The 13,643-nt window shown below is 70.2% G+C and carries 14 protein-coding genes and 1 pseudogene; 11 read left to right on the top strand and 4 right to left on the bottom strand.

Annotated features, from left to right (window positions below; all coding sequences use genetic code 11):
- Nucleotides 1–79: 79 nt before the first annotated feature.
- Genes LWJ43_RS18300 through LWJ43_RS18310 form a run of 3 tightly spaced genes read left to right on the top strand, consistent with a single transcriptional unit; the run spans nt 80 to nt 3,268 of the window.
- Nucleotides 80–1,747, top strand: a complete 1,668-nt coding sequence (locus LWJ43_RS18300; RefSeq protein WP_277333307.1) for a SpoIIE family protein phosphatase — start codon at nt 80–82, stop codon at nt 1,745–1,747.
- Nucleotides 1,744–2,874 (top strand): cobalamin B12-binding domain-containing protein, encoded by a 1,131-nt coding sequence (locus tag LWJ43_RS18305; protein ID WP_277333308.1) that lies wholly within the window; start codon nt 1,744–1,746, stop codon nt 2,872–2,874. Before LWJ43_RS18300 ends, LWJ43_RS18305 begins: the two co-directional genes overlap by 4 nt.
- Nucleotides 2,834–3,268, top strand: coding sequence for an STAS domain-containing protein (locus LWJ43_RS18310; protein ID WP_277333309.1), 435 nt, complete (start codon nt 2,834–2,836; stop codon nt 3,266–3,268). The genes LWJ43_RS18305 and LWJ43_RS18310 overlap by 41 nt, the downstream gene beginning before the upstream one ends.
- Before the next feature lie 12 nt (nt 3,269–3,280).
- Here LWJ43_RS18310 and LWJ43_RS18315 read toward each other — a convergent pair whose 3' ends face one another.
- On the bottom strand, nt 3,281–3,676 hold the full coding sequence (locus LWJ43_RS18315) for an STAS domain-containing protein (protein WP_277333310.1): 396 nt from the start codon (nt 3,674–3,676) through the stop codon (nt 3,281–3,283).
- A gap of 68 nt (nt 3,677–3,744) precedes the next feature.
- Between LWJ43_RS18315 and LWJ43_RS33090 the strand changes: the two are divergent.
- Nucleotides 3,745–3,924, top strand: a pseudogene (locus LWJ43_RS33090) (hypothetical protein); the annotation flags it as partial.
- Nucleotides 3,925–4,015: 91 nt separating this feature from the next.
- Here LWJ43_RS33090 and LWJ43_RS18320 read toward each other — a convergent pair.
- The 3 genes from LWJ43_RS18320 to LWJ43_RS18330 all read right to left on the bottom strand — a co-directional run bounded on the left by LWJ43_RS18320 (nt 4,016) and on the right by LWJ43_RS18330 (nt 5,629).
- Nucleotides 4,016–4,411: an ATP-binding protein gene (locus LWJ43_RS18320; RefSeq protein ID WP_277333311.1), complete on the bottom strand. Its 396-nt coding sequence runs from the start codon at nt 4,409–4,411 to the stop codon at nt 4,016–4,018.
- A gap of 172 nt (nt 4,412–4,583) precedes the next feature.
- Complete coding sequence (locus LWJ43_RS18325) at nt 4,584–4,937, bottom strand: STAS domain-containing protein (RefSeq protein ID WP_277333312.1); 354 nt, start codon at nt 4,935–4,937, stop codon at nt 4,584–4,586.
- A gap of 95 nt (nt 4,938–5,032) precedes the next feature.
- A complete protein-coding gene (locus tag LWJ43_RS18330) occupies nt 5,033–5,629 on the bottom strand; it encodes a hypothetical protein (protein ID WP_277333313.1) in 597 nt (198 codons plus the stop codon).
- Between the two features lie 377 nt (nt 5,630–6,006).
- Here LWJ43_RS18330 and hemL point away from each other — a divergent pair, with 377 nt between their 5' ends.
- The 7 genes from hemL (at nt 6,007) to ccsB (ending at nt 13,634) form a co-directional block, all read left to right on the top strand.
- On the top strand, nt 6,007–7,230 hold the full coding sequence (gene hemL, locus LWJ43_RS18335) for a glutamate-1-semialdehyde 2,1-aminomutase (protein ID WP_277335923.1): 1,224 nt from the start codon (nt 6,007–6,009) through the stop codon (nt 7,228–7,230).
- Nucleotides 7,227–7,934: a histidine phosphatase family protein gene (locus LWJ43_RS18340; protein WP_277333314.1), complete on the top strand. Its 708-nt coding sequence runs from the start codon at nt 7,227–7,229 to the stop codon at nt 7,932–7,934. The genes hemL and LWJ43_RS18340 overlap by 4 nt, the downstream gene beginning before the upstream one ends.
- A gap of 219 nt (nt 7,935–8,153) precedes the next feature.
- Nucleotides 8,154–9,410: a polysaccharide deacetylase family protein gene (locus LWJ43_RS18345; protein WP_277333315.1), complete on the top strand. Its 1,257-nt coding sequence runs from the start codon at nt 8,154–8,156 to the stop codon at nt 9,408–9,410.
- Between the two features lie 67 nt (nt 9,411–9,477).
- Nucleotides 9,478–10,083: a TlpA family protein disulfide reductase gene (locus tag LWJ43_RS18350; protein ID WP_277333316.1), complete on the top strand. Its 606-nt coding sequence runs from the start codon at nt 9,478–9,480 to the stop codon at nt 10,081–10,083.
- A complete protein-coding gene (locus tag LWJ43_RS18355) occupies nt 10,080–10,853 on the top strand; it encodes a cytochrome c biogenesis CcdA family protein (protein ID WP_277333317.1) in 774 nt (257 codons plus the stop codon). The genes LWJ43_RS18350 and LWJ43_RS18355 overlap by 4 nt, the downstream gene beginning before the upstream one ends.
- A gap of 4 nt (nt 10,854–10,857) precedes the next feature.
- Nucleotides 10,858–12,558: a cytochrome c biogenesis protein ResB gene (gene resB, locus LWJ43_RS18360; RefSeq protein ID WP_277333318.1), complete on the top strand. Its 1,701-nt coding sequence runs from the start codon at nt 10,858–10,860 to the stop codon at nt 12,556–12,558.
- On the top strand, nt 12,555–13,634 hold the full coding sequence (gene ccsB / locus LWJ43_RS18365; RefSeq protein ID WP_277333319.1) for a c-type cytochrome biogenesis protein CcsB: 1,080 nt from the start codon (nt 12,555–12,557) through the stop codon (nt 13,632–13,634). The genes resB and ccsB overlap by 4 nt, the downstream gene beginning before the upstream one ends.
- Nucleotides 13,635–13,643 lie beyond the last annotated feature (9 nt).

A 13,643-nucleotide genomic window follows, 5' to 3' on the forward strand; every position in this document is an offset into this window, starting at 1 on the left:
TGGGCAATGGTTGCCGAAGGGAAAGTACTTTTCGTCCAGTTGGAAGGTGGTGCGGCTCGCCTCGGGCGGGTCCCCCCTCATGGCTCCTCTGAAGGAACACATCGCCACGAAAACTCAGCAACGGTCCGCCTCCGACCTGTGGGGCCCGGCCCCGTACGCAGTGATCGTCGTGGACCGGACAGGAACGGTCCGCGATCTCAACCCGGCAGCCGCTTCGCTCCTGGGAGGCGTCACTCCGGGCGTCGCACTGTCGGATGCCGCGCCGTCCTGGCTGGCACGTGCCCACGAGGAGACGACGAACCCCACCGGCCGCCCCGGGGGTGACGCCCATGCCGCCTTCCGCGGGCGGATCGGCGCACGGAGCTTCGAGGCGCACCCGGCCCCGTACGGCGACGGTGAGGTGGTGTGGTGGCTGGCCGACGACACCGACCGGCGGCTCGTCGAGGAGGAGCTGGCCACGGAGCGGGAGCGCACCGCCTTCCTGGCGGAGGCCTCGAACGTCCTCCTGGCGTCGCTGAACACCGACCGCTGCATGCTCGTCACCGCTCAGCTCGCCTCCCGGTACCTCGCCGAGGCCGCGATCGTCATCGTGCCCGCCGCGGGACGAAAACTGCCCATGACGTACGCCGTCGAGGGCGGTGCGGCGGTCCGCCGCACGGTGATCGCGGACACCGCCCTGGTGCCCGGCCTGAGCGAGGCGCTGCAGGGCTTCCCGCCCGTACCCTCCCGGTGGATCGACCCGGCCTTCCTGCCGGACTGGCTCATCCCCGAGGGCTTCGGCGGCACCGTCGGGTCGGCCGCCGTCACCCCGCTGCCGGGCCACGGTGTACCGGCGGGTGTCCTGGTGCTGCTGCGCGGCACGGATTCCACCGAGTTCAACGAGAACGAGGAGATCTTCGCCCGGCTGTTCGCGGCGCGGGCCGGTGCCGCCCTGTCCGCCGCGCGGCTGTACGCCGAGCAGAGCGACATAACGCGGACCCTCATGCGCGACCTGCTGCCGCCCCGGCTGGACCGGGTCAACGGAGTCGAGTTCGCCGGCGGCTACCAGCCCGCGGCGGCGCGGGACCGGGTCGGCGGCGACTTCTACGACGTCCACCCGGGCAGCACCCCCGAGGACGCGTCCCTGGCGGTCCTCGGGGACGTGTGCGGCAAGGGCCTGGACGCGGCCGTGCTCACCGGCAAGATCCGCAACACGCTCCAGGCGCTGACACCGATGGCGGGCGACCACGAGGCCATGCTGCGGCTGCTCAACGGGGCGCTGCTCAACTCGCACCACACCCGCTTCGCGACGCTCGTGCTGGCCTCGGTCCGGCGCGAGGAGAACCGGGTGCGTCTGCGCCTCACCTCGGCGGGCCACCCCGCCCCCCTGGTGATCCGGAACGACGGCCGGGTGGAGGAGATCGACACCCGCGGGACCCTGGTGGGGGCGCTGCCCCACATCGAGGCCCGCACCGTGGAGACCGAACTGCTCCCGGGCGAGACGTGCCTGCTCTACACGGACGGCGTCACCGAGGCCCGCGGCGGGCCCCTCGGCGACGAACTGTTCGGTGAGGAGCGGCTGATGCGGGCCATGCGGGAGTGCGCGGGCATGCCGGGCACGGCCGTGGTCGAGCGTGTGCAGATGCTCGCGTCCCAGTGGCTCCACGACGGCCGGCACGACGACATGGCGCTCGTCGCGATCACCGCTCCGCCGACCACCCACCTGAGCGCGGTGAACGGCCACACCCGGGGCAGGTACACGCAATGAGTACAGACATCCTTGCCGCACCCGACGTGAACGGTCTCCAGGAACAGTTGTGGGCCGCGGTGACCGGCCGGGACGAACACGCCGCCGCCGCGGTGCTCTTCACCGCGCTGGACGCCGGGATCGACGCCGAGACCGCGCTGCTGGACGTCATCGCCCCGGTACAGGCGCGGGTCGGCACCGAGTGGGCGGCCAACCGCCTCAGCGTGGCGCAGGAACACGCGGCGAGTGCCATCGCCGAGCGGGTCATCGCCGCCCTCGCCCACCACCCGGCCGCACGCACCACCCCGCGTCTGGGCCGCGTCACCGTGGCCTGTGTCGACCAGGAATGGCACGTGCTGCCGGCCCGTCTGCTGGCCGAGGTCCTCACGCTGCGCGGGTGGCAGGTCGACTTCCTCGGGGCCCAGGTGCCCACACCGCACCTCATCGGACACCTGCACAACAACGGCGCGGACGTGGTCGCGCTGTCCTCCTCGATCCCCACCCGGCTGCCCGCCGCGCACGCGGCCGTCACCGCCTGCCAGGCCGTCGGAGTGCCCGTACTCGCGGGCGGGGCGGCGTTCGGGCCCGACGGGCGGTACGCGCTCCGCCTGGGCGCCGACGCCTGGGCGCCCGACGCCCGCGCTGCCGCGCGCCGGATCGCTGAGGGGATCGCGGTGCCCGTGCCGGCCGCCGGAAGGCAGCAGATAGACGATCTGCCGCACCTGGGCGACCAGGAGTACACCCTCGTCGTCCGCAGCCGGCCGCAGCTCGTGCGGGAGGTGCTGGCACAGCTGGAGAGCCGCTTCCCCGCGGCCACGGCCTACACGGAGCAGCAGCGCGAGCACACCGCACAGGACATCTCCCACATCGTCGAATACCTCGGTGTGGCCCTCTACATGGACGACGACGAGCTCTTCACCGGCTTCCTGGGCTGGACCGCGGGCATCCTGGAGGCCCGGCAGGTTCCGGCCGTCTCCCTGCGGCCGGTCCTCGACGTCCTGGGGGCCGAGCTCAAGGACTTCCCCCGATCCACCCGGCTGCTCGGTGCGGCGCGTACCACCCTGGACGCCCACCTCGCAGCCGTCGGCCACAACCCCGGAGCCTCGGATGACCGATCTGCCCTGTCCGCCCTTCACCCTGGAAGTTGAAGCCGGTCCGGGTGCCGTACGACTGGGTCTCGTCGGTGACCTGGACTACGACACCAGTGAGCAGCTGGTGGAGCGTGCCCAGGCATGCCTCGCGGCCGAACCCGCCCCGCAGGCGCTCGTCCTGGACTGCTCCGGGCTGCGCGTGTGCGACTCGAGCGGGGTCTCCGCCCTTCTGCAGATCCACCGCGACACGACGTCGCGCGGTGTCGTGCTGCAGCTGCGGAACGCGCCCGACTTCTTCCGCAGGACCCTGGAGGTCACGGGGATCCGGCACCTCTTCGTCCTCGACGGTGCCGATGACCGGGGTGAGCGTGAGCGTGAGCGTGCGCAGGACGGACCGCCGCCGGCCGGCGACCGGTACCGGACGGTGCCGCCGCCCGTTCCTTCCGGCTGAGGCGGTCTCGCGTCAGCCGGAAGGAACGGGCGGCGTCGAGGAGCCGCGCGGCGGTTCGCCGAGGGCGGCGTCGAGTGTGGGGTAGCTCCTGATCACCCGGTCGACGCCCGCGGTCCGCAGGAGCCGGGTCAGGACCGCGCCCGGTGCGGCGACGCGCAGCTCGGTCCTCCGGTGCACCTCGATGAGCAGGCTGAGGAACGACGAGTCCGCGAAGGTGACCGCGGACGCGTCCAGTACGACGACCTGGTGCCCGGGCACGGCCTGCCACAGGGCGATGAACAGCGGGTCGATGGTGTCGCTGTCGAGATCGCCCTGCGCACGGACTACCCAGTAACCGTTGACCTCGCCCTCGGCCGCCACCACGGGCGGGCCTGCCGGCGCGGAGTTGTCGAGAGGCTCGCGGACCATGCAGGGATTATGCCAACCGTTCACGTCCGCCGCTGCGGACACCCGCCGGTCCACGCGGGTGCCGCGCGATACGTACAGTCTCTCCTCGGCGAGGGGCAGGGGAGACTGCGGAGATCACCGTCCAGTGGATCCGGACGACCTGGACGAAGGAGTCCCGCGGAGGGCAGGCGGCGGCCCGGAGGAACGCGGCGCCGGCCGGCTTCGCCCTCCCGTCCGCGCGGCCGCCGTTCGCGCACCTGGTGCGCGTGCACGCCTGTCCACGCCTCCGGTGTCCGTCGACGAGCGCGGACGACTGCGGTAGCCCGTCCTTCCGAGGGGCGCGAGCGCGTGGCCCGGCGCTCAGGCGAGGGCGACCAGCGCCACGATGTGCTTACCGCCGGGGAGGTACGTGATGGACACCCGCCTCGCCAGGCGGCGTACCAGGAGCCAGCCGTACCCGCCGATGGAGGCGGCGGCCGGATCGCGTTCGGCGGTGACCGGCGCGTGTGTACTGGCGTCGGCGACCGTGAGGAGGAGACCGTCGTCGGTGATCTCCGCGGTGAACCCGGTGAGACCGCCGCCGTGCCTGACCGCGTTGGTCACGAGCTCGGAGGTCACCAGCAGGGCGTCGGCCACCACGACGTCGGCGGGTCCCTCTCCGCCGAGCGAACAGAACTCCGCCTCCAGGAGCCGGGTGACCATGTCCCGTGCGGCGGCCGCGTTCCGTGGCACGCCGGGCGCGGGGAAGGCGCCCATCGGCTCCTTCGGAGCAGGTGGGCTGACGGCCTCCTCCGCCCCGTCGGCAGGACTCGCGCCGTCCCTCAGTACTTCTCGTTCCCCGTTCATCGCCCTCTGCGCCTGCCCGGTCGGGCCCGGACCACACTCCCTGTCCGGGAGCCGGTCCGTGGACGGCGCGGCCCGCGGGCGGTCAGCATCGCAGTGCCGCTTCCACCGTGTCGGCGAACGTGAAGGCGCCGAGCGTGCCCGAGACCTCGAAGAGCCTGCGCACGCCGGTGTCGAGCGGTCCGGCCAGCACCAGTGCCACTCCGGCCCCGGCGTGGCGCCGATGCGCGTTCAGCAGGGCGTGGAGCGCCGTCGAGTCGGCGAACTCGAGCCGGGACAGGTCGGCCACGGTGAGCCGGCCACCGCTCCCGGCGGCCTCCTCCAGCGCGTCGACGAGCGCGGAAGGGGCCGACCACCCGTCCAGGGTTCCCCTGACACGGATCAGGACGGCACCGTCGTCCGTGGTCTCCACGACCACATGCAGTTCATCCGCTGTCATGTGTCATATGTTCCTACACCGCCGGACCGGGGTGGAGCGCGGACCCGGCACCACGTCCGTGCGGCCGCCGGTCGCGACGAGGACGCGCTGCCGCGTCAGGGCCACACCAGGCAGTACGCCTGGTGTCCCGCGTCGTGCAGCCGGTGGGAGAAGTCCTGCCATTCGTGGAGCAGCTGGTAGACGTTGAAGGCGTCACGCGGGCCGCCGCGGTCGGGGACCGTGGACCAGATGAAGGCCGCCGCGCCGACCGACTCCTCGCCGACGTCGCGCAGGGGGTCGACCACCGTCATCGGCAGCTTGACCACCGCGTAGTCGGGGTGGAGAACGACCAGCTCCAGCGGCGGCACCTTGTGCAGGGGTATGCCCTGTATGCCGGTGAGGACCATGGCCGCCACCGTCTCCGGCTTGATCTTGCTGAACATGCCGCCCATGCCCAGCTCGTCGCCCCCCAGTTCCTCGGGGCGCATGGAAATGGGCACACGTGCGGCGGTGGCCCCGTCGGGGGCACCGAAGTACTTGTAGGTCACCCCCACCCTTCCACTGCTCCTGATCCCCGGACCGTCGACGCCACCCGCCGGTGCGTCCCGTGCGCGCTCGGCCTCGCGTTCGGCCTTGCGCCGGTGCCGCCCTCGTCGGGCAGGCTCGGGCCCCAGGTCGTCGGTCCCTTCACCCACTCCGCCACCGCGATGCATATCTCATCCACCCGACTACTTCTTAGGAGACACAGCCCCGCCGCGCAACCCGATCATCGTCAGTGACCTCCCCCACGGGCGTGCGGTGAAACACCTGTCCGCAAGACCGTCCACGCCTCTGACACCATGGCATGTGTGAGCTTTCCCTGTGACGCCCCAGTTTTGCAGACGCGAGGAGACTGACGCCCTTTCGTTGTACGAGCCTCATACGGGGAGAGCGCGCTCCCTGCTCACCGGCGGGCCGGAATTCCCGGCCGGGCCCCCCGAACACCGAATCGCAGATCAGGACCAAAGTGGCGTATTCATACGAAGCCCCAGTTTCACAGACGCTGTTCGACCGCGCGTCCCAGGTGACGCCCGGCGGCGTGAACTCTCCCGTGCGCGCCTTCCGCGCCGTGGGCGGTACGCCCCGGTTCATGGTGTCCGGCACGGGTCCGTACCTCACTGACGCCGACGGCCGCGAGTACGTCGACCTCGTGTGTTCGTGGGGGCCGATGATCCTCGGCCACGCGCACCCCGAGGTCACCGCGGCCGTGCAGGAGGCGGTGGCCCGGGGTACCTCGTTCGGTACGCCGGGTGAGGGCGAGGTCGCGCTCGCCGAGGAGATCGTGGCCCGGATCGAGCCCGTGGAGCAGGTGCGGCTGGTGTCGTCGGGCACCGAGGCGACCATGTCCGCGATCCGTCTCGCGCGTGGATTCACCGGACGCGCCAAGGTCGTGAAGTTCGCCGGCTGTTACCACGGTCACGTCGACGCGCTGCTGGCCGCCGCCGGTTCCGGGGTCGCCACCTTCGGACTCCCCGACACGCCCGGGGTGACCGGGGCGCAGGCGGGCGACACGATCGTGCTCCCGTACAACGACCTGGAGGCCGTGCGCGCGGCGTTCGCCGCGCAGCCGGGTGAGATCGCCTGTGTGATCACCGAGGCGTCGCCGGGCAACATGGGCGTCGTGCCGCCGCTGGACGGTTTCAACGCAGGGCTGAAGGAGATCTGCGCGGCCGACGGCGCGCTGTACATCTCCGACGAGGTGATGACCGGATTCCGTACGTCCAAGGCCGGCTGGTACGGCATCGACGGGGTGCGGCCTGACCTGATGACCTTCGGCAAGGTCATGGGCGGAGGCTTCCCGGCCGCCGCGTTCGGCGGCCGCGCCGACGTGATGGCGCACCTGGCCCCGGCCGGGCCGGTCTACCAGGCGGGCACCCTCTCCGGGAACCCGGTCGCCACCGCCGCCGGCCTCGCCCAACTGCGGCTGCTCGACGACGCGGCGTACGCGAAGGTCGACGCGGTCTCCGCGGAGCTGCGCTCCCTCGTCGGGGAGGCCTTCAGCAAGGAGGGCGTCGCACACACGGTGTCGGCGGCGAGCAACATGTTCTCCGTCTTCTTCACCGACGAGCCCGTACGCGACTACGAGGGCGCGAAGAAGCAGGAGGCCTTCCGCTTCACCGCGTTCTTCCACTCGATGCTGGAGCAGGGCGTGTACCTGCCGCCGTCCGCCTTCGAGTCCTGGTTCGTCTCCACCGCCCACGACGCGCGGGCGCTGGAGCGGGTCGCCGCGGCGCTGCCCGCCGCCGCCCGCGCCGCATCGGAGGCCGTCGCATGAGCACGCACAGCGGGAACAGCGAGGACGGGGCGAAGGACATCACCGTCGTCCACCTGATGCGCCACGGCGAGGTGCACAACCCGGAGGGCGTGCTCTACGGGCGCCGCGCCGGTTACAGCCTGTCCGAGCTCGGCCGCCGGATGGCGGACCGGGTGGCCGAGCACCTCGAGAAGCGCGACATCACGCATGTCGTGGCCTCCCCGCTGGAGCGCGCCCAGGAGACCGCCACGCCGATCGCCACGTCGCACGGCGTGGAACTGGCCACCGACGAGCGCCTCATCGAGGCCGCCAACGTCTTCGAGGGCAAGACCTTCGGGGTCGGCGACGGCGCACTGCGCAAGCCCGAGAACTGGAAGCACCTCACCAACCCCTTCAAGCCGTCCTGGGGCGAGCCGTACGTCGAGCAGGTCGTGCGGATGATGGGCGCGCTGGACGCGGCGCGTGACGCCGCGCGCGGGCACGAGGCGGTCTGCGTCAGCCACCAGTTGCCCATCTGGATCGTGCGGAGCTTCGTGGAGCGGCGCAGGCTGTGGCACGACCCGCGCAAGCGGGAGTGCACCCTGGCCTCGCTCACGACCTTCACGTACCAGGGGGACAAGATCGTGTCCGTCGGGTACACCGAGCCCGCCCGGGACCTGGTGCCCGCGCACCTGCTCGCGGGAGCGAAGCCCGTGAAGGGGAAGTCCAAGGCGTTCGGCGCGTAGCCGCTCCCGTGCCGCGCACCGGGACCGTACGCCGCGCACCGGGCCCCTACTCCGGGGTCCGTGCGCGGCGTCCGTCTGTGTGCGGTGTGCAGCACCTGTAAGGGTGTGTTCACGTAACAACTTTTGTGATTATCGGCGGAACCTCCGTGTTGGTTTCCTCATCTAAGCCATCGCCAGTTTGTATGGCATTGAGGTAATACGACCGCAGATGGGGACGCAATGCGTGAAATCAACCGAAGGGGCCTGCTCGGGGCCGGACTCGGAGCCGCAGCCGCACTCTCGATGACCGGCTGCGGCTCCCTCGGGTCATCGGACGGCGGACGGCCGGAACCCGAGAAGCGTGGCAACGGTGGCAAGGCGACGCCCGGGAACGGCGGCGGCCCACCCGAGAAGCACGTCAGGCTGATCGGTGACGGTTCCACGGCGGACACCGGAAAGCAGCCCAATCAGCCCGCCGCCCCCGTTGTGCTGGAGCCCGGCCAGACGCCGCCGCAGTTCGTGATCTTTTCCTGGGACGGGGCGGGCGAAGTCGGCAACGGTCTCTTCCCGCGCTTTCTCGAACTCGCCCAGGAACACGACGCGGCGATGACCTTCTTCCTCTCGGGGCTCTATGTGCTGCCCGAGTCGAAGAAGTCCCTCTACCGGCCGCCCAACAACCCCCGCGGCGCCTCCGACATCGGTTATCTCACCGACGACCACGTCAAGCAGACACTGAAGTACGTCCGCCAGGCCTGGCTCGACGGTCACGAGATCGGCACCCATTTCAACGGGCATTTCTGCGGCGGCTCCGGATCGGTCGGCGACTGGACGCCCGCGCAATGGCGGAGCGAGATCGACCAGGCCGTGTCGTTCGTCACCGGATGGCGCACGAACACCGGCTGGGAGGACGTCGACCCGCTGCCCTTCGACTACCGCAAGGAACTGGTCGGAGGCCGTACGCCCTGTCTGCTCGGCCAGGACAACCTCCTGCCCACCGCGAAGCAGCTGGGCTGGCGCTACGACGCGAGTTCGCCGGGCGGCAGCCAGATGTGGCCCGAGAGGCGTCAGGGCGTCTGGGACCTCCCGCTGCAGGGCATTCCGTTCCCCGGGCACTCCTTCGAGGTCCTCTCCATGGACTACAACATCCTCGCCAACCAGTCGAAGAATTCGACCAAGGGCATGCCGTCCCGCTATCCCGGGTGGCGCACCCAGGCCGCCCAGGCGTACATCGCCGGATTCGACCGCGCCTACGAGACGAACCGCGCGCCCTTCTACATCGGAAACCACTTCGAGGAGTGGAACGGCGGCATCTACATGGACGCCGTGGAGGACGCGCTCAAACACATCTCGGGCAAGCCCGATGTGCGCCTCGTCTCCTTCCGGCAGTTCGTCGACTGGCTCGACGTACAGGACCCGGCGGTGCTCGCGAAGCTTCGTTCGCTCCAGGTCGGACAGGCCCCCGAGGGTGGCTGGAACGCCTTCTTCAAACAGTCCTGACAAGGGGCTTTACGGGCACCGAGGGGGGTGCCCAAGATCCCTGGAACTGCCATGCGAAACTTTTCACATGAGCTCTGGCCGCGCACTCCGACGCCGCTTCACCCTGCTCGCCGCCACCGCTGTGGCCGGTGCCCTGACCCTGTCCGCATGCAGTGGGGACGGCAACCGGGCGGGCGGTGGCGGCAACACGAACTTCGTCACCGGCAGTGGCGGGATCTCCACCGTCGCCAAGGGCGAACGCACCGCCGCGCCGAAGCTCGCGGGCGCGACCCTGGACGGCACCGACCTCGACATCGCCGACTACAAGGGCAAGATCGTCGTCCTGAACTTCTGGGGATCGTGGTGCGGCCCCTGCCGCGCGGAGGCCAAGCACTTCGTGAAGGTCTCCGAGGAGATGAAGGACCAGGGCGTCCAGTTCGTCGGCGTCAACACCCGCGACCCCCAGAAGTCCCTCGCGGTCAGCTTCGAGGAGGACTTCGGGGTCACCTACCCGAGCCTCTACGACCCGACGGGCAAGCAGCTCCTGCGCTTCCCCAAGGGCACGCTGAACCCGAAGGCCATCCCGTCGACCGTGGTCGTCGACCGCGAGGGGAAGCTCGCCGCCCGCTCCCTCGCGGCGCTCGACGCCACGAAGCTGCGCGAGATGATCGACCCGCTGGTCGCCGAGAAGTGACCGCCGTCCTCCAGCTGGCCGCGACCACCGGCGGAAACGAGACGGTGGCCGGCGGGGCCCTCATAGTGGCGCTGCCCATCGCCCTGCTCGGAGGGCTCGTCTCCTTCTTCTCGCCGTGCGTCCTGCCGCTCGTGCCCGGCTACCTCAGCTACGTCACCGGGGTCAGCGGCGCCGACCTCGCCGAACGCCGCAGGGGCAGGACCGTCGCCGGCGCCGCACTCTTCGTCCTCGGCTTCACCGCCGTGTTCGTGTCCGGCGGCGCGCTCTTCGGCTTCTTCGGCCAGACGCTCCAGGAGTACAGCGGGACGCTCTCCAAGGTCCTCGGCGCGCTGATGATCCTCATGGGGATCTTCTTCATGGGGCTCCTGCCCTGGATGACGCAGCGCGAGTTCCGCATCCACAAGCGGCCGGTGACAGGGCTGGCGGGAGCGCCGCTGCTCGGAGCGCTCTTCGGGATCGGCTGGACGCCCTGCCTCGGCCCCACGCTCGCCTCCGTCAACGCGCTCGCCTTCGACCAGGCGACGGCCGGGCGCGGGGCGATCCTGTCGGTGGCGTACTGCCTGGGGCTCGGCGTCCCCTTCGTCCTGGCGGCGATCGCCTTCCGCCGGGCGCTCGGCGCGTTCGGCTGGGTCAAACGCCATTACGCATGGGTCATGCGCATCGGCGGCGGCATGATGATCGTGACCGGCATCCTCCTGCTGACGGGCGCGTGGGACATGCTCATCCAGGAGATGCAGGTCTGGTCCAACGGCTTCACTGTGGGGATCTGAGTCCATGAGCAACACGAACACCACGGACGAGCGCGACCTCGGCCAGGCCGGGGAACAGCTCTCCACCGCCCCGCGCGAGGAGTCCGCCGCCTCCCTGCCCTCGATGGGCGTCATCGGCTGGGCCCGGTGGTTCTGGCGGCAGCTCACCTCGATGCGGGTCGCGCTGATCCTGCTCTTCCTGCTGTCGCTCGGTGCCATCCCCGGCTCGCTGATCCCGCAGAACAGCGTGGACGAACTGAAGGTGCAGACCTTCAAGGAGGCCCACACCACCGTCAGTCCGGTCTACGAGAAGCTGCAGTTCTTCGACGTCTACAGCTCGGTGTGGTTCTCCGCGATCTACATCCTGCTGTTCGTCTCGCTGATCGGCTGCATCGTCCCGCGCACCTGGCAGTTCGTCGGGCAGCTGCGTGGCCGCCCACCGGGCGCGCCGAAGAAGCTGACCCGGCTGCCGGCGTACACCACCTGGCGCACCGACGCCGAGCCCGAGCAGGTGCGCGAGGCAGCCCTCTCGATCCTGCGCAAGCGGCGCTTCCGCTCGCACGTCGTCGCTGACGCGGTCGCGAGCGAGAAGGGCTATCTCCGCGAGACCGGGAACCTGCTCTTCCACGTCGCGCTGATCGTCATGCTGGTCGCGTTCGCCGGCGGGCAGCTCTTCAAGTCCGAGGGCGGCAAGCTGGTCGTCGAGGGCGACGGGTTCGCCAACACCATCACCCAGTACGACGACTTCAAGTCCGGTTCGCTCTTCGACGACGACGATCTCACCCCCTTCAGCTTCGACCTGAAGGACTTCGTCGGCACGTACGAGCGCAACGGCCCCCAGCGCGGCACGCCCCGCACCTACGAGGCACGGGTGACGTACGCGGAGGGCGCGGACGGGGAGACGAAGAAGAAGGTCATCGAGGTCAACAAGCCGCTCGTCGTCGACGGCACGAAGGTCTACCTCAACGCGCACGGCTACGCCCCGGTCATCTCGGTCAAGGACGGCGAGGGCAAGGAGGTCTACCGGAGCGCGGTGCCCCTGCTGCCCATCGACAACAACGTCACCTCGACCGGCGCGATCAAGGTGATGGACGGCTACAAGGACAAGAGCGGCAAGAAGTCCCAGCTGGGCTTCCAGGCGTTCTTCGTGCCGACGTTCGCCGGTGACGGCCAGGGCACGATGTTCTCGCAGTACCCCGGTCTCGACTACCCGGTCCTCGCGCTCAACGGCTACTACGGCAGCCTCGGCGTGGACTCGGGTCTGCCGCAGAACGTCTACCAGCTCGACACGTCCGACATGAAGGAATTCAAGGACAGCAACGGGGACAAGCTGAAGAAGCGGCTGCGCCCTGGGGAGACCATGAAGCTCCCCGACGGCGCGGGGTCGATCACCTTCGAGAGCGTCGAGGAGTGGGCCAGCTTCCAGATCACGCGTCAGCCCGCCAGCGGATGGGCGCTCACCGGCGCCGTCGCCGCCATCATCGGCCTCGCCGGATCGCTCTTCATCCAGCGCCGCCGGGTGTGGGTGCGGGCCGTGCGGGGGACGGACGGTGTCACCGTCGTCGAGATGGCGGGCCTGGGACGCAGCGAGTCCGCGAAGCTCCCCGAGGAGCTGACCGACCTCGCGGTCGCGCTCCACACCGTGGCGCCGACCGCGTCCGGACCCGATCCCGACCACCGTCCCGAACAACTCTCCGAAGAACCTGCCGAAGGGGCTGAGAAGTGAATCTCGCCGCCGCAACCAACGAGAATCTGGCGAACGTCAGCAACACGCTGATCTATTCGTCGATGGCCGTCTACACCCTGGCCTTCTTCGCGCACATCGCCGAGTGGGTGTTCGGCAGCCGGAGCAAGGTCGGCCGCACGGCCGCCGCGCTCAAGAAGGACTCGGCAACCGGTCCGGCGGTGAAGGTGCAGGCCGCGCAACAGGGTGGCACCGCCGTGCTGGAGCGCCCCCAGGTCGTCACGCGCTCCGCCGCCGGATCCCGTGACGTCCCGGACGGCCCCGGTGCGGCCGGCGGCACCTTCAAGGGCGACCTTTGGGGGCGGATCGCGGTCTCGCTGACCGTCGTCGCCTTCGCCGTCCAGGCGGGCGGAGTCGTCGCCCGTGCCCTGTCGGTGCAGCGGGCCCCCTGGGGCAACATGTACGAGTTCTCGATCACCTTCTCCACGGTGGCCGTGGGCGCGTACCTGCTCCTGCTCGCGCTGAGGAAGAACGTCCGCTGGATCGGTCTGCTGCTGGTCACCACGGTCCTGCTGGACCTCGGCATCGCGACCACCACGCTGTACACCGACAGCGACCAGCTGGTCCCGGCGCTGCACTCCTACTGGCTGTGGATCCACGTCTCCACCGCCATCATCTGCGGCGCGGTCTTCTACCTGGGTGCCGTCGGCACGCTGCTCTACCTGTTCCGCGACAGCTACGAGAACAAGCTGGCCAACGGCGGGACGCCCGGGAAGTTCGCGACCTCCGTCATGGAGCGGCTGCCGGCCGCCAAGAGCCTGGACACCTTCTCGTACCGCATCAACGCGGCCGTCTTCCCGCTGTGGACGTTCACGATCATCGCGGGCGCGATCTGGGCGGGCGACGCGTGGGGCCGTTACTGGGGCTGGGACCCCAAGGAGGTCTGGTCCTTCATCACCTGGGTCGCGTACGCCGCCTACCTGCACGCCCGTGCGACGGCCGGCTGGAAGGGCCGCAAGGCCGCCTACCTGGCGCTGGTCGCCTTCGGCTGCTGGCTCTTCAACTACTACGGCGTGAACATCTTCGTCACCGGCAAGCACTCCTACGCAGGGGTCTGACCGGTACAC

Source organism: Streptomyces sp. JH34, assembly GCF_029428875.1.
Taxonomy (GTDB): domain Bacteria; phylum Actinomycetota; class Actinomycetes; order Streptomycetales; family Streptomycetaceae; genus Streptomyces.

Excerpts from the sequence above, each read along its gene's own strand:
- LWJ43_RS18300 (WP_277333307.1), top strand. The coding sequence starts at position 80 with ATGGCTCCTCTGAAGGAACACATCGCCACGAAAACTCAGCAACGGTCC.
- LWJ43_RS18305 (WP_277333308.1), top strand. The coding sequence starts at position 1,744 with ATGAGTACAGACATCCTTGCCGCACCCGACGTGAACGGTCTCCAGGAA.
- LWJ43_RS18310 (WP_277333309.1), top strand. The coding sequence starts at position 2,834 with ATGACCGATCTGCCCTGTCCGCCCTTCACCCTGGAAGTTGAAGCCGGT.
- LWJ43_RS18315 (WP_277333310.1), bottom strand. The coding sequence starts at position 3,676 with ATGGTCCGCGAGCCTCTCGACAACTCCGCGCCGGCAGGCCCGCCCGTG.
- LWJ43_RS18320 (WP_277333311.1), bottom strand. The coding sequence starts at position 4,411 with ATGGGCGCCTTCCCCGCGCCCGGCGTGCCACGGAACGCGGCCGCCGCA.
- LWJ43_RS18325 (WP_277333312.1), bottom strand. The coding sequence starts at position 4,937 with ATGACAGCGGATGAACTGCATGTGGTCGTGGAGACCACGGACGACGGT.
- LWJ43_RS18330 (WP_277333313.1), bottom strand. The coding sequence starts at position 5,629 with ATGCATCGCGGTGGCGGAGTGGGTGAAGGGACCGACGACCTGGGGCCC.
- LWJ43_RS18340 (WP_277333314.1), top strand. The coding sequence starts at position 7,227 with ATGAGCACGCACAGCGGGAACAGCGAGGACGGGGCGAAGGACATCACC.
- LWJ43_RS18345 (WP_277333315.1), top strand. The coding sequence starts at position 8,154 with ATGCGTGAAATCAACCGAAGGGGCCTGCTCGGGGCCGGACTCGGAGCC.
- LWJ43_RS18350 (WP_277333316.1), top strand. The coding sequence starts at position 9,478 with ATGAGCTCTGGCCGCGCACTCCGACGCCGCTTCACCCTGCTCGCCGCC.
- resB (WP_277333318.1), top strand. The coding sequence starts at position 10,858 with ATGAGCAACACGAACACCACGGACGAGCGCGACCTCGGCCAGGCCGGG.